At 66.7% G+C, this 14,708-nt stretch carries 9 protein-coding genes and 1 tRNA gene; 5 read left to right on the top strand and 5 right to left on the bottom strand.

Translation table 11 applies throughout. The annotated features are described in order from the left end of the window. Positions 1-4: 4 nt before the first annotated feature. Entirely contained in the window at positions 5-2,122 is a 2,118-nt protein-coding gene (locus NYR58_RS01145) for a 3-hydroxyacyl-CoA dehydrogenase NAD-binding domain-containing protein (protein WP_261518553.1), read from the bottom strand. Continuing rightward, complete coding sequence (locus tag NYR58_RS01140; RefSeq protein ID WP_261518552.1) at positions 2,122-3,516, bottom strand: acetyl-CoA C-acetyltransferase; 1,395 nt, start codon at positions 3,514-3,516, stop codon at positions 2,122-2,124. Before NYR58_RS01140 ends, NYR58_RS01145 begins: the two co-directional genes overlap by 1 nt. A 234-nt stretch (positions 3,517-3,750) precedes the next feature. Here NYR58_RS01140 and NYR58_RS01135 point away from each other — a divergent pair, with 234 nt between their 5' ends. From NYR58_RS01135 to NYR58_RS01120, 4 genes are all read left to right on the top strand, one after another. Further along, positions 3,751-5,682, top strand: a complete 1,932-nt coding sequence (locus NYR58_RS01135) for an autotransporter assembly complex protein TamA (RefSeq protein ID WP_315903312.1) — start codon at positions 3,751-3,753, stop codon at positions 5,680-5,682. Continuing rightward, positions 5,679-10,286 (top strand): translocation/assembly module TamB domain-containing protein, encoded by a 4,608-nt coding sequence (locus NYR58_RS01130; RefSeq protein WP_261518551.1) that lies wholly within the window; start codon positions 5,679-5,681, stop codon positions 10,284-10,286. The genes NYR58_RS01135 and NYR58_RS01130 overlap by 4 nt, the downstream gene beginning before the upstream one ends. Before the next feature lie 205 nt (positions 10,287-10,491). Continuing rightward, complete coding sequence (locus NYR58_RS01125; RefSeq protein WP_261518550.1) at positions 10,492-10,842, top strand: hypothetical protein; 351 nt, start codon at positions 10,492-10,494, stop codon at positions 10,840-10,842. 236 nt (positions 10,843-11,078) lie between these two features. Continuing rightward, positions 11,079-11,288 (top strand): cold-shock protein, encoded by a 210-nt coding sequence (locus NYR58_RS01120; protein ID WP_261518549.1) that lies wholly within the window; start codon positions 11,079-11,081, stop codon positions 11,286-11,288. 396 nt (positions 11,289-11,684) lie between these two features. Here the strand turns inward: NYR58_RS01120 and NYR58_RS01115 are convergent. The 3 genes from NYR58_RS01115 to NYR58_RS01105 form a co-directional block, all read right to left on the bottom strand. After that, a tRNA-Lys gene (locus NYR58_RS01115) sits at positions 11,685-11,760 on the bottom strand. 167 nt (positions 11,761-11,927) lie between these two features. Further along, on the bottom strand, positions 11,928-12,839 hold the full coding sequence (locus NYR58_RS01110; RefSeq protein WP_261518830.1) for a PhzF family phenazine biosynthesis protein: 912 nt from the start codon (positions 12,837-12,839) through the stop codon (positions 11,928-11,930). Between the two features lie 92 nt (positions 12,840-12,931). Next, positions 12,932-14,044 (bottom strand): endonuclease/exonuclease/phosphatase family protein, encoded by a 1,113-nt coding sequence (locus NYR58_RS01105; protein WP_261518548.1) that lies wholly within the window; start codon positions 14,042-14,044, stop codon positions 12,932-12,934. Positions 14,045-14,199: 155 nt separating this feature from the next. Here NYR58_RS01105 and NYR58_RS01100 point away from each other — a divergent pair, with 155 nt between their 5' ends. After that, positions 14,200-14,658 (top strand): BA14K family protein, encoded by a 459-nt coding sequence (locus tag NYR58_RS01100; protein WP_261518547.1) that lies wholly within the window; start codon positions 14,200-14,202, stop codon positions 14,656-14,658. Positions 14,659-14,708 lie beyond the last annotated feature (50 nt).

The following is a 14,708-nucleotide window of genomic DNA, read 5'->3' as shown; positions in this document are numbered from 1 at the left end:
GCGCTCAGCCCTTCAGCGCCTCCCATCCCGCATCCGGCGCAAAGCGCTCGCCATGGCGCTCCTGAAGCGCGCGTAGATCATTAACGATCGCGTCCACCCCGCGCGTTCGCGCATAGTGCAGCGGCCCGCCCCGGAACGGCGCAAAGCCGGTGGCGAAAACCATGGCCGCATCGGCAATCTCGGCATCCGCCACCACGCCCTCGCGCAGGCAGCGCACCAGCATGTTGAGCATGGGAAGCACCAGCCTGTCGGCAATCTCGGCTTCGCTGCGCGCCGCCGCGCCGCCCTCGGCCACCTTCACTTCCTCGCTCCTGGGCTTGCCGCGCTCGTCATAGATATACAGCCCCCGGCCCGCCTTGCGGCCGGTTTCCCCGGCTTCGACCTTCTTCACCAGCCAATCCGGCACCTCAGGCATGGTATTGCCCAGGCGCTCCCTGAGCATGAGCGCTACTTCCAGGCAGATATCGAGGCCGACGCGATCGGCAAGCTCGATCGGCCCCATGGGCATGCCGAACGCGCGGGCCGCCCGGTCGATCACCTCCTTGGGCACGCCCTCGTCGAACAGGGTGAAAGCCTCCACCAGATAGGGCGTCAGAGCGCGGTTGACGAGGAAGCCCGGAGCGCTGACCACCGGCGCGGGAAGACGGCCGATCGCGCCGCAGAAAGCGCGGGCCTGCTCCAGCGTCTCGTCGCTGGCCCCGTCATGGGCCACGATCTCCACCAGTTCCATACGCGTGACGGGATTGAAGAAATGCAGACCCACGAAACGCTCGGGAAATGGCACGGCCTGCCGCAAGATCTCCAGCGGAATGCTGGAGGTGTTGGTGGCAAGGATCGCCCCCGGCTTCATGCGGGGCGCCACGCTCTCGAAGACCTTGCGCTTGACCTCCGCCTTCTCGGCCACCGCCTCGATCACGAGATCGGCGCTGCCCACCCCATCGCCGGAGAAATCCGGCATCAGCCGGTCGAGCGCGTCGCGCCGCTCCAGGCTGCCGTGCAGCCTCTTGTCGAAAAAGGCCGAAGCGCGGCCGACGGCGCGGGCGACGGCCTTGGGATCGAGATCGGTAAGGCTCACACTGAGACCGCGCGCGGCACACCAGGCGGCGATGTCACCGCCCATCGTGCCGGCGCCGATGACATGCACCCGCTCGATGCCGCTTTCGCCCCTGCCGAGCCGCTTCAGCCCTTCGCGCAGGAAGAAGACGCGCATCAGGTTCTGCGCCGTCTCGCCGCAGAGAAGCGTCGAGAAGGAGCGGATCTCTGCCCGCTGCATCGCGCGGGCATCCCCACCGTGTTTCTCCCAAAGGTCGATCAGGCGGTGCGGTGCCGGATAATGCTGTTGAGGGGCCTTCTCCTGCGCTTGGGCACGCATGCGTTTTGCCGCCATGCGCCGCGCCGGCGCAAGGTTGAACACCGCCACCCCGAGGCGGGGGCGCGATCGCTTGATCTTGCCCTCGACGGCGGCGCGTACGGCTGCTTCCACATGCCGCTCCTCCACCACGGCATCGACCAGACCGAGCTTCCTGGCCTTCCTGGCATGCACGCTGCGCCCCGTCAGCATCATCCCCATCGCCTCCAGCGGGCCAATGAGCGCGGGAAGGCGGAACGTGCCGCCCAGCCCCGGATGAAGACCGAGGAGAACCTCGGGCAGGCCGAAGCTTGCCCCCTCCAATGCGATGCGATGGCGGCAGGCAAGGGCAAGCTCCAGCCCGCCCCCCAGGCAATGGCCATGGACGACGGCAATGGTGGGGATGGGCAGCGCCGAGAGCTTGTCGACGATGTCGTGTGCCCGCCGCATGCGCGCCTCCACCTCGCCGGCCTCGTCGACGCCGCGGAAATCGCGGATATCGGCGCCGGCGATGAAGCCGCCCGCTTTGGCGGAGCGGATTACCAGCCCGCGTGCCTGCAGACCGTGCACGTCATCCAGCACCGCGTCCAGCTCGGTCAGCACGGCCTCCGACAGCGTATTGGTGCTCTCTCCTTCCCGGTCGAGCAGCAGCCAGACGACGCCGCTCTCGTCCCTGCTGTAGCGCCAGTGGGTGAATTTCCTGCCACCCTCCTGCGGCCCCAGTACCATGCCACGGGCCTCAAGCAGCTTCTTCGCGGTTCCCGGCGCGACCATCACAAGACCTCCAAAAGCATGGCGCCGCCCTGCCCGCCGCCAATGCACTCCGTGGCGATGCCGCGCCTGAGTCCCAGGCGACGCATGGCATTGACCAGATGCAGGACGATGCGGTTGCCGCTGGTGCCAACGGGATGGCCGAGGCTGATCGCCCCGCCGTCGACGTTCAGGCGTTGCCGGTCGATGGCGCCGAAGGGCGCTTCGAGAGCCAGCACCTCCCGGCAATATGCCTCGTCCTGCCAGGCTGCCAGGCAGGCCAGCACCTGCGCGGCAAACGCCTCGTTGATCTCCCACAGGTCGATGTCTTCGCGGGCGAGCCCGCGCCTTTGCATAAGGGCCGTGCAGCACAATGTCGGCCCCAGCCCCATGATCGAGGGGTCGAGAGCAGACCATTCGCTATCGACGATGCGGGCAAGCGGCTGGAGCCCGTGCTGCCTGACCGCCTCCTCTGAGGCGAGAACCACCCAGCTTGCTCCATCGGTGATCTGCGAGGCATTGCCCGGCGTCACCCTGCCATAGGGCTTCTCGAAGACCGGCTTCAGCTTGGCAAGCTTTTCCAGGGACGTGTCGGGCCGCACGCCGTCATCCCGCTCGTATAGCGCGCCGTCGCGCGCCACCGCGGGAACCACCTCGCCGTCGAGAAACCCTTCTTCCTGTGCACGCGCCAGCCGGCGGTGGCTTTCCAGCGCATGGGCGTCGGCATCCTGCCGCGAAATGCCGAAGGCATGGCCGATCACCTCCGCCGTCTGCCCCATGCTGAGATCGGTGAGCGGATCGGTAAGCCCGCGCTCGAGGCCGATAACGGGTTTCGCCATGCGCGGGCGGAAACCGCCGAGGGCAGCCAGCCGCTGCCAAACCGTCCTGGCCGTGGCAAAGCGGCCGAACCAGCCCGCAGCCTCGTTGGAAAGCACCAGCGGCGCATGCGACAGCGCCTCCGCGCCGCCGGCGAGCACGAGATCCGCCTTGCCGGCTTCGATCAGGCGGAAGCCATTGTCGATCGACAGCATTCCCGAGCCGCAATTGATCTGCACGCTGAAGGCCGGCATGGCCTCGCCCATGCCGAGCCGCAGGGCCGCCACCCTGGCGGGGTTCATCTCGTCTGCGATGACGTTGACGCACCCGAGGATCACCAGATCGAAGGCCTGCGGCGAAAAAGGCTGCCGCGCCAGGAGCGGCCGGCCGCACTGCACCGCAAGGTCCACCGGCGTGAAGGGACCTGGCTGCCCCCGCGCCCGCAGGAAGGGCGTGCGCGCGCCGTCCACCAGATAGACCGGCCGTGCCTGCGCGTGTGCGGTGCTGGCGGCGCGGCCGCGCGCGACAGGCTTCGCCGCGGCGGCTCTGCGCGGCGTCCTGCGCCGGCCGGCCGGCCTGGTGGTGTTCGATGTTTTCGCCATATGCTTTCATCCGTTGTGCGGTCAGCGGCCCAAGGATAAGAGGCTTTGCGTCCTTTGCCCACCATCGTGGCCCCTTTCCCACACTCGCCGTCAAAATGTCCCATTGGTGCATCAGCGGGGATATGATTAGCTTGCACCAGCAGTTGCAAAGGCTGTTTCTTTAAGGCATTCCGCCCATGCTGGGCAAAGATCGTTTCAAAGGGGCGGTGTGATCCGCGCCGAAGGAGAGGGAGCGTGAGCAAGAGTATTGCGGATGCTCGACGCCTTCTGCGTTCGTGCGCGGCGGCTCTCACCTTTGCCGCGCTGGCCGGCGCGCCGGCGACCGCCTCGGCGCTCGAAATCTTCGGCCTGCGCCTTTTCGAGCGCCAGGACAAGACCGAACAGGAAGAGGTCATCGGCACGCCGCAACCCTATGCGGTGGAATTCGAGGTTGCCGGCAAAGACAGCGCCATCGAGGAAGCATTGAAGAATGCTTCCAACCTCTGGAACGATCGGGAAAAACCGGCATCGGGCGCCGCCGGCCTTCTCGTCAAGGCGCGAGGCGACTATCGCCGGATTCTCGACGCGCTCTATGCCGAGGGGCGCTATGGCGGCACCATCTCCATCACCATCGACGGTCAGGAAGCCGATGACCTGCTGCCCGACGTGGAGTTTGCAAGCCCCGCGGCCGTGCGCGTCAGGGTTGATCCCGGCCCGCTCTTCCGCTTTGCCGAAGCCCGCATCGTCAATCAGGCGCCGCCGGCAACCGACGACAAGGACAAGGTGCCCTCGCCCTCGGACGACGGCTTCCGCGTCGGCGAGCCGGCACGCAGCGGTGCCATCCTGCGCGCCGGCCGCCTCGCGGTGGAAGCCTGGCGGCAACAGGGCCACCCCAAGGCAAGGATCATCGAGCAGCGCATCATCGCCGCACACGACACCGACAGCATCGACGCCACGCTGGCGGTCGAACCGGGTGCGCGCGCCGTCTTCGGGCCGGTTTCCATCACCGGCACGCAGCGCATGGATGCGGCTTTCGTCGCCCGGCAGACGGGACTCATCCCCGGCGCGGAGTACGATCCGGACGATCTAAAGAGGGCGAGCGAGCGCCTGGCCCGCCTTGAGGTCTTTCGCGCAGCGCGCATCGAGGAAGCCGAGGAGATCGCGCCGGATGGGAGCCTGCCTATCGATGTGATCGTGCAGGAGCGGCTGCCGCGCCGCTTCGGCGTCGGCGGCTCCTACTCCACCCTGGACGGGTTGGGCCTCGAAGCCTTCTGGCTGCACCGCAACCTGTTCGGCCAGGCCGAGCGGCTTCGGGTAGAAGGCCGGGTCTCCGGCATCGGGGAGACGATCGACCCGTCGAAATACACCTATCATGTCGGCACGACCTTCACGAAGCCCGGCATCTATACGCCAGAGACGGATTTCATCGTCTCCGTACACGGCGACCGCGAGGTGCTCGACGCTTACACGCGCACCGGCGTTTCCGGCAGGATCGGCTTCGCACACCGCTTCTCCGAGCAGCTTTCGGCCCGCCTCTTCGCGACAGGCGGCTATGCCCGTTTCGACGACGTCTTTGGCCAGCGCGATTTCGTGACCACCGGCCTTCTCGGCGGCCTTACCTACGACACGCGCGACAGCGCGGCCGATGCGACACGGGGCTTCTTCACCGACTTCACGCTGGAGCCCTTCTACGAGTTCGAATATGGTAACGCGGCTCTGCGCATGGAAGCCGAGGCACGCGGCTATTACAGCCTCGACACCGAAAGCCGCTTCGTGATCGCCGGCCGGATCAAGCTTGGCGCGTTGCTCGACCCGCCGGTGGCAGAGACGCCGCCCGACAAGCTGTTCTTTGCCGGCGGCGGCGGTTCGGTGCGCGGCTATGGCTATCGCAACATCGGCGTGGAGACCGGAGACGGTGTCGCCGGCGGGCGCTCCCTCATCGAAGGCTCGCTGGAATTGCGCACGCGGGTGACCGACAGTATCGGCCTCGTCGGCTTCGTGGACGCTGGCTATGTCGGAGCGGAAGCCTTCCCCGACTTTGCCGAAGACCTGCGCATCGGTGTCGGCGCGGGGTTGCGCTACCAGACCGGTTTCGGCCCCATCCGGCTCGACCTTGCCGTGCCCCTCGATCCACGCCCCGACGACCCGTCGGTGGCGCTTTACGTTGGAATAGGACAAGCGTTTTGACCCGTCTTCTGCTCGCCCTTCTCCTTCTGCTTTCGGCGCTTCCGGCCGCCGCCCAGGACGATGGCGCACAGGCCGAGGAGGACCACTCCTTTTTCCTGTCCTTCATTGAAAACCAGCTTTCCACGCCCAACCGGCGCATCCGCATTCGCGGCATCCAGGGCGTGCTCTCCTCCTCGGCCAGCATCGCGGAGATCACGGTGTCCGACCGGGAAGGCATGTGGCTGCGCATCGAGAATGCCACGATAGAATGGAGCCGCCTGGCGCTCATCGTGCGCCAGCGCCTTCAGATCGGCCGGCTTGCCGCCGATTCCATCGAGATCTTTCGCCGCCCGGTCGAGGACAGCAACCTGCCCGCGCCCGAGGCGCGCGGCTTTGCCGTGCCGGAGCTGCCCATCGCCGTGAACCTTGACCAGATCGAGGTTCCGAACATCGCCTTCGGCGAGGAGGTCTTCGGCCTCCAGTCCGCCATATCCTTGGAGGGCCGCCTGCGGCTCGAGGCCGGCTCCGTGGACACAGCGCTCCAGGTCGAACGGCTGGACGGTCCGGGAGGGCGTCTCTCCCTGACGGCAGTCTATACCGGCGGCACGAAAGAACTGACCCTCGACCTGGCGCTTGCAGAACCGCAGGACGGCGTGGTGGCCAATCTGCTCAACATAGAAGGCCGGCCACCCCTTTCCCTCACGCTTGCCGGCGCCGGCCCGGTGGGCAGCCTGGACCTTTCGCTGTCACTCGCTGCCGCCGGTCAACCGGCGCTTTCCGGCACGGCACAGCTTCGCGAGCGCCCGCAGGGCCTAGCCTTTACGGTGGATGCCGGCGGACCCATCGCACGACTCGTCCCCGCCCGGTTCCGCGACTTCTTCGGCGCAGAGACCGCGCTCAAGGCTTCCGGGATCGCCAAAAGCGACGGCGGCATGAGCCTGGAAGCGCTTGAGCTTTCGAGCGCAGCGCTGCAGCTTCGGGCCTCGGCTGATACGGCGAGCGACGGTTTCCTCACCAGGCTCACGCTCGACGCGGGGATTTCCGATCCGCGGGGCGAGCCGGTTCTCCTGCCGGTCAGCGGCGGCGAGACCTACCTGCGCACGGCCCGCCTTGCCGCCAGCTATGGCGAAACCGGAGCGGACTGGCAGGCGACCCTGGCCATCGAGGATCTGCGCACCGGCACCTTCGCCGCCGAAAGGGCAAACATCAGCGCCGGCGGTGTGGCGGAAAATCTCTCTACGCCTGCGGCCCGCCGCATCACCTTCGACGTGGAAGGCGCGCTCGAGGAACTCGTCGCCGAACGGGCGGACCTTGCCGAGGCGCTGGGCAACGCGCTGCGCCTTTCCGCCAGCGGCGCATGGCGCGCCGGAGCGCCGGTTGCCCTCGACGAGCTGCGCATGGCGGGCCACAGCTTCGCCGCCGTGCTTTCCGGTCAAATCTCCGACTTCGCCTATCGCGGCGACATCGGCCTGCAAGCAGCGGATCTGACTCCCTTTTCCGGCCTTGCCGGACGCGATCTGGGCGGCAGCATGGATCTTGCCGCCAATGGCGAGGTGCGGCCCATCAGCGGCGCCTTCGACCTGACCTTCGACAGCCGTGCGGAGGAACTGCGCATCGGCACGCCGAGCGCGGACGCGCTGCTTGCCGGTGCGACCCGCATCACGGGCCGACTGGCGCGCGGGCCGGAGGGGCTCACGGCGGATGCCTTCCGCATCGCCAACGAGCAGGTGGAGTTTCTGGCGCAAGGCACCTTCGCCTCGCAGGCTGCCGACTTCCGCTTCGATGCCGCCCTCGCCGACCTTGCCCTTCTTTCCCGAAGCGCGGAAGGCCGCCTCACGGCGGTCGGCCGCGCCACCGGCAGCGACGGGACGCTCGCCCTCTCCCTGCGGACCATGGTTCCCGAGGGTCGCCTGTTGGAAAAGCCGCTGCGGCAGGCCACGATCGACTTTCAAGGACGGCTGGAGAACGAGGTGCTCGACGGGAGGCTTCAGGGCGAAGCGTTCCTGGCGGGCGAGCGCGTCGATCTTGCGTCCGACGTGACGCTCGCTTCCGACGGGCGCAGGCTGCGCAACATCCGTTTTACAGCCGGCGGGACGCGGCTCGTCGGCGATCTTGACCAGAATGCCGGGGGGCTTTTGACGGGCGCGCTGACCCTGGATGCCGCCAACCTCAGCACCGCCGCAGCGCTCTTTCTGATCGAAGCGGCAGGTGCGGCGCAGGCGACGATTTCGCTGGAACCGCAGGAGGATGAGCAGCACGCCACCCTCAGCGCAAGCCTGCAGGACGTCACCCTCGACCGGCTTTCGCTGCAGAGCGCAAGGGTGGAGGCGAACGCCGCCGACCTCTTTGGCGTTCCGGCGATCCGGGGCACGCTGGAGGCCGCAGGACTGGCGGCAGGTGGCGTGGATGTCACCAGGCTCGACGCCAGCGCCAGCACCAGCGGCGATGCCACCAGCTTTTCCGTCACTGCAGCGCTCGCCAATGGCACCGACATTTCCACCCGTGGCGGCTTTGCGCCTCATGACGGCGGCTATCGGGTTTCGCTCGAAGAGGCGGCGCTCGACCAGGGCACTGTTTCCGCCCGTCTGCTGCGCCCGACGACGCTGACGGTACAGGGCGAGGAGATCGCCTTCGAGCCGTTGGAGATGGACATCGCCGGCGGGCGGCTGCGCGCCGAGGGCAAGATCGGGCGGGCACTCGACGTGGCCCTGCTGATCGACGCAGTGCCGCTTTCCATAGCCAATACCGTCAATCCCGATCTGGCACTGGACGGCACGCTCGACGGCGAGGCCACCATCGCCGGCACGCGTGACGAGCCCGAAGCGTCTTTCAGGCTCAACGGCAACACGATTGCGGCAGCCGCGCTGCGCCAGGCCGGCATCGCCTCGCTCGACATCGCCGCCACGGGCGCGACACGGGCAGAGACCCTTGCCCTGGACGCACGGGCCACGAGCCCCGGCGGCTTGCGCGCCACCCTCGTCGGTGACGTGCCGCTCGGCGACGGCGCGTTGGCGCTCGACGCAGAACTTCAAGCCTTCCCCCTCTCGCTGCTCAACGCACGTGTGCCGGACCAACAGCTTGGAGGCACGCTGACGGGCAGCGCGCGGGTGACGGGCAGCCTCGACAATCCGCAGGCCGAATTCAGGGTGGAGGCGGGAGCCGTGACCGCGCGCGCGCTTGCCGAATTCGGCGCGGCGCCGCTGGCCCTTTCCGCCTCCGGCCGCTTTGCGGAAGGGGCCGTGACCCTCGGCAATGCCAGCGCGGCCGGCCCGGCGGGCCTTGCCGTCTCCGCCAGCGGCCGCGTGCCGCTTGCAGGCAGCGGGCTTGCGGTGGATGCCCAGGGCAGCCTGCCCCTTGCCCTGGCGAACCGATTGCTGGCCGAGCGGGGAACGCAGGTGACAGGCACGGCCGCCGTCGATGCGCAGATCGGCGGCAGCCTCGACAATCCGCTCATCCGCGGCACGCTTTCGGTGCAGGGGGCCAGCGCCGTCGACCCGACCACCAACCTGCGGCTCAACGACATCCAGGTCGACCTCGGCATGGAAGGCGAAACCGTCTCCATCCGCTCGGTCTCGGCCACCTTTGCCCGTGGGGGCACGGTCTCGCTGTCGGGTACGGTCTCCACCAATGCCGCGGCGGGCTTTCCCGCCGATCTCGCGGTGCGCCTCGACGAGGCACGCTATACGGATGGCGAGCTGGTGACGGCCACGATGAGCGGCGCGCTGGCGCTCGCCGGGCCGCTGACCCGCGATCCCCTGCTTTCCGGCAACGTCACCCTGCAGCGGGTGGAGATCGCCGTGCCGGAGCATTTCGGCGGCGGTGCCGACGCCGTCGATGTGCGCCACCTCGGCGCCCCGGCACCCGTGCGCCAGACTCTGCGTCGGGCACGCGCCGAAGACGGCACGCCCATGCCCAGCGAACGGCCGAGCGTGCTGCGCCTCGACGTGACGGTCGATGCACCGGCGCGCATCTTCGTGCGCGGGCGCGGCCTGGATGCCGAGCTTGGCGGCTCGGTGCGGCTGACCGGCCCCATCACCTCCGTCAATCCGGTGGGCGGTTTCCAGCTCATCCGCGGTCGGCTGTCCATCCTTGCCCAGCGCATCACCTTCGACGAGGGCACGGTGAGCCTTGTGGGCGATCTTGATCCGCGTCTCGATTTCGTTGCCCGGGCCGAGCGCAGCGACATCACCATCTTCATCACCGTCGCGGGCCGCGTGTCCGACCTCGCCATCAACTTCTCTTCGCAGCCGGAATTGCCGGAAGACGAGGTGCTGGCGCGTCTCATCTTCAACCGCAGCGTCAATGAGCTGTCGCCCTTGCAGCTTGCCCAGCTTGCCGCCGCCGCGGCGGAGCTCGCCGGCGGGCGGCAGACCTCGCTTCTCGGCTCGCTGCGCGGCGCGGCCGGCCTCGACGAGCTCGATGTCATTACCGACGAACGAGGCAATGTCGGCGTGCGCGCCGGCCGCTACATTCAGGAGAATGTCTATCTGGGCGTCGAAGCCACCTCGGACGGCACGACGCGCGGCACCATCAATCTCGACATGACCGAGAATCTGAAGGCGCGCGGCGCCATCGGCTCCGATGGCAATTCAAGCATCGGCGTGTTCTTCGAAAGGGACTACTGAGCCAAAAAAAGCCGGCCTTGGGGCCGGCACACGACACGCAAGCGCGTGGGGTTGGTGGCGGGGAATGCGCGTGCCGTCCACCCCACAACGCGAAGGCCGCCCGAAGGTTCCCGCAGAACGGAAAGATTTCGCCCCGATGCAGACAAGGGAACCATCCCGCCGTGGTGGGTGTTGTGATCGCGAGCAAGAGAGCGGAGACGTTTCCATGACGAAGGAGGAGCTGAAGATCTATCGCCTGGTGCCCGATGCCGCCAGGGGCGACCCGAACTGGGATCTCGCCGCGCCGGCTGGCGAGGTGGTGGTGCGGGCGCGCTCGGTCGCCGACGCGCGCATCGTCGCTGCCGAGGCGGAACTCGATTTCCTCGACATCCCGGCCAAGCCGGCAGACGGCGTTTCGACCCGCTTTGCCAGCGCGTTTCGCGATGAAAGGCTGTACCGTGTGGCGGAGGAGCATGAGAGCCCGTACCCCAGGGAGGGGCCACGCGCGGTTCTCACCGCGCCGGAGCGCCGCGATCCCCTCTCCCGTGCCAAGGCACCGCGGAAGGGAATCAAATGAAGGTCGGCCCCCAGCGCGGCGGGCAGCGACCCTCCCCGACGATCTTTATTTTTCTTCGAGCCTTGCTTTGAACACACATAGCCTCTATGTGTGTGACCGTATCGATCTTGCTTGCCGAGTTTGTTGCAGCGCCAGGGGCGCACCGACGATTCTCTCTTTCAAAATCGATCTGAACCGTTCACCGGCCTCTTGGTGCGGTGGGCATAACTCCTGTGACCGATTGGAAAGAAATCGTCATGAATACCGGAACCGTTAAGTTCTTCAATGCAACCCGTGGCTTCGGCTTCATTCAGCCCGACAGTGGCGGTGCGGACGTGTTCGTCCACATTTCCGCCGTGGAGCGGGCAGGCCTGCGCACGATCGTGGAAGGCCAGAAGCTGAGCTTCGACATCGTGCAGGACCGTCGCTCGGGCAAGAGCGCCGCGGACAATCTGCAGGCTGCCTAACGAAAAAGCTTCGTTCCCTTCGTGACCACGGATGTACTGGCACGGAACGAGGGACGACGGTGAGGCCGGGCTCAGCCCGGCCTTTTTATTTGTCGAACGATTCCCGCCGATTGCAGCCTGATGGCACGCGCCGTCGGGCAGAATGTTGACTGAATTTGAGTGGCCCGTGTTCGATCACCGCGACGGAAACGGTCTCAACAACCGCCGAGACAACTCGATCAGATTCGAGACCAACGCAGAGAATATCGTGCACGGCGGCGATAGGCGTCGGGGCATGCCGAAGGAAGATTGGGAACTGGAAAAACGGCTCGACAAAATGAGCGATACGCCCTGCAAATCAGAACGGAATTGCCACAAACTTCAAAATTTTGGCAGGCTGTAAAATGAAGACTTTGTTGGTGGGTGATACAGGGCTCGAACCTGTGACCCGCTGATTAAGAGTCAGCTGCTCTACCAACTGAGCTAATCACCCGCCCCTGCCGTCTTCCTGCCTGCCGTTACGGCAGGCCGCAAGCGGCAGCCGCTTCGCGAATGCCGGGCTCATTAGCGTGTTTGACGTGGGCTTGCAAGGCCCAATACACGCTTCAGGATCGCCTTACGGCCTTCGCGCTTGGCATATCGGACGCTTCCCCTTTCCTGTCAAAGAAGAAGTGTGCCCTCGGCCACTTTCACCGCCGCCCCGCCGATGCGGGCGGCGGTGATCGCCATGCTCTCGACCTCGATCTCCAGGCGGATGCGCGAGGGCCGGCCCATTTCGATTCCCTGTTCGATCCAGTAGCGATGCTCGCCGTCCATCGGCTCGTCATGCGTGAGAATCGCGCCCGCGAAGGCGGCCACGGCCGAGCCTGTGGCCGGATCTTCGGGAATGCCGGCAGCCGGCGCGAACATGCGGGCATGGAACGCGCAATCGTGGTTCACCGTCTCGCGGCAGTAGATGTAGGGATCTCCCACGACGGCGCCCTCGCCCGGCGCGATCTCTTCCCACAAGCCCGCATCGAGCCGTGCCTTGCCTGCCGCCTCCAGATTCGCAACCGGGATGCACACATAGGGAACGCCGGCCGACCAGGCGCTGATGGTGTGATTCTCGAAGCCGATCTCGTGATGCGACAGGCCGAGTGCCGCCGCCACCACCTCCGAAGGCGCATCGAAGGCAAAGCGCTGCGGCAGTCGCGGCAGGTCGAACTCGGCAAAGCAGGTGCCGTTCGCGGTCGAGACGGCACAGCGCACCGAACCGACATTCTCCTCCAGAACGACGAGCGAGGTGTGGCCTCCGGCCTTGCCTGCCTCCTGCGAAAGGGCGATGGCGGTGCCGACCGTCGGATGCCCGGCGAACGGCAGTTCCTGCCGCGGGGTGAAAATGCGCACCCGCGCTGTATGAACCGGGTTCTCCGGTGGCAGCACGAAGACGGTCTCAGAAAGGTTGAACTCGCCTGCAATCCGCTGCATCTGCGCGTCCGTGAGCCCTTCGGCATCGAGGACAATGGCAAGCGGATTGCCCGACAGCCCGGTGCTTGCAAACACGTCGTAGACCAGATAGCGCCGCCTGCTCACATCCATCCCTTTCGCTCAAAGATTTTCGCTTTCCACCGCGCCGTCGCGCCCTTCTCCAGCCGCAGGCCCCTATAAAGCCCTTTTGGGCGGCTTCACACAAGGTCGATCGTGACGGCGACGGGGCAGTGATCGGATGCCTTTGGCCGGTCCCAGCCGGTGCGCGGAAAGCGCTCCACCTCCTGGCCGGGCGGAAAGACGGTGCGCCATGGCTGTCCGGCGCGAACGATGTCGGGCACCGCTCGCGCGTTGCTGCGCGCCAGCGCCGGCGAAAGAAACAGATAGTCGAGCTGGCAGAGATGTCGCTCCTGCGGCCCGCGCGTGTGGTAGAGCGTCCAACGGTCCATCTCCGGGCGTCTTTCGACCACGTTCTCGCAGAAGCCGCCCTGCGTCAGCACGTCGATGCTCGATCCTGCTTCGCGGACCGGCTCGAAAGTGAAGCCCGCATGGGCATCGCCCCCGACGACCACGCGCTCGCGATAGTCGTTCAGGTCGCCGCAGATCATCCAGCGCTTGTCTGCCGCCTTCGCAGGGCCGAAACGCCGCTCGATGATGCGGCGCACGGCGGCCGCTTCCGCGATGCGGATGGGCATGGAAGCCGTCCGGCCGTCCATGCCGTTGCGCGGCGGGCTCATGGCCTTGAAGTGAACGATATAGAGCGTGAGCGGCTTGCCGGCCACCCGCAGGTCAACCTCCAGGCAGTCGCGGCGGAACACCCGATCGTGCGGATTGAGGCCCAGTGCTTCCAGTTCGGGCGTAAAAAGGCCGAAGTCCTCGTAAGCGAGATGGGCGTGGCTCGTCATGTCCTCGAATTCGATGGGCTCGCCATGGGCCGTCTCCCGGCGCATCATCACCGCCACGTCGATGCCGCGCGTATCGTTGCCGGAAGAGGTGTACTTGTCGCGGTAGCCGCTGCCGATCATCTTGAAGAGATAGCCATACTCGAAGGCTTTCAGCGCCGCGAGATTGTCGACCTCCTGCAAGCACAGGATGTCGGCGCGCGTGGCGGCTATGGCCAATGCCGTAAGCTGGCGCGTGTCATCGGTGAGCGCAACGGTGCGGGCGCTCTCCAGCGCACGGTACTCCGCCTCGCCCTCGATTTCGAAAAGCGCCAGAGCCCGGTCCTGCTGCAACTCGTTGCGAAAGCCGGAGAAGTCGAACCGGCTCATCAGGTTCTCGATATTGAAGGTGGCGATCCGGACCGACATAGGCTGCACTTTTGCCTGCCGCACACGCAATGGCAAGGGGTGGAGGGAATGCAACCTGTGCATTCATCCGGCATTCATGGTGGGAATGGGATAATGGCTTTCATCGGAAAATGGCCGCCAGGCACGGCGGCATCGCAGCAGATTGGAGTACCCCAATGAGACGCGTCCTTCCCAGCCTTGCCCTATCCGGCCTGGTCGCGCTCGGCTTCGCCCTGGCAGCGCCCTCGGCCGAGGCCGCCGCCCTTTCGGCAGGCGGCGCCGCCGCAAATCTCGTCAAGACCGTCGCCGCCGCGCAAGAGACACCCGCAATCAAGGTGCACGACCGTCGCCACTATCATCACCGGCATCATTACCACCGGCACCATTACCACCGCAGGCCGCACGGTGGCTTCTACTTCCAGTTCGGCAGCGGCGGCTACTACTACGGTCCGCCCCGCGTCTATGTGCAGCCGCACGTCTATATCGGGCCGCGCTATCGGCGCCCCGACTACAGGTTGAGCGCCGCCCATGTGCGCTGGTGCTACGACCGCTATCGTTCCTATCGGGCCTATGACAACACGTTCCAGCCCTATCACGGCCCGCGCCGCCCCTGCATCTCGCCCTATATGCGCTGAGGCGGCCTCTGACAGGCGAAGCGGCGGCGCCCAGGCAGGCGCCGCCGCTT

This window comes from Chelativorans intermedius, assembly GCF_025398255.1.
Lineage (GTDB): Bacteria > Pseudomonadota > Alphaproteobacteria > Rhizobiales > Rhizobiaceae > Chelativorans > Chelativorans intermedius.
Note: the sequence above shows the minus strand (reverse complement) of the source record. Positions and strands in the feature narration are given on the sequence as shown.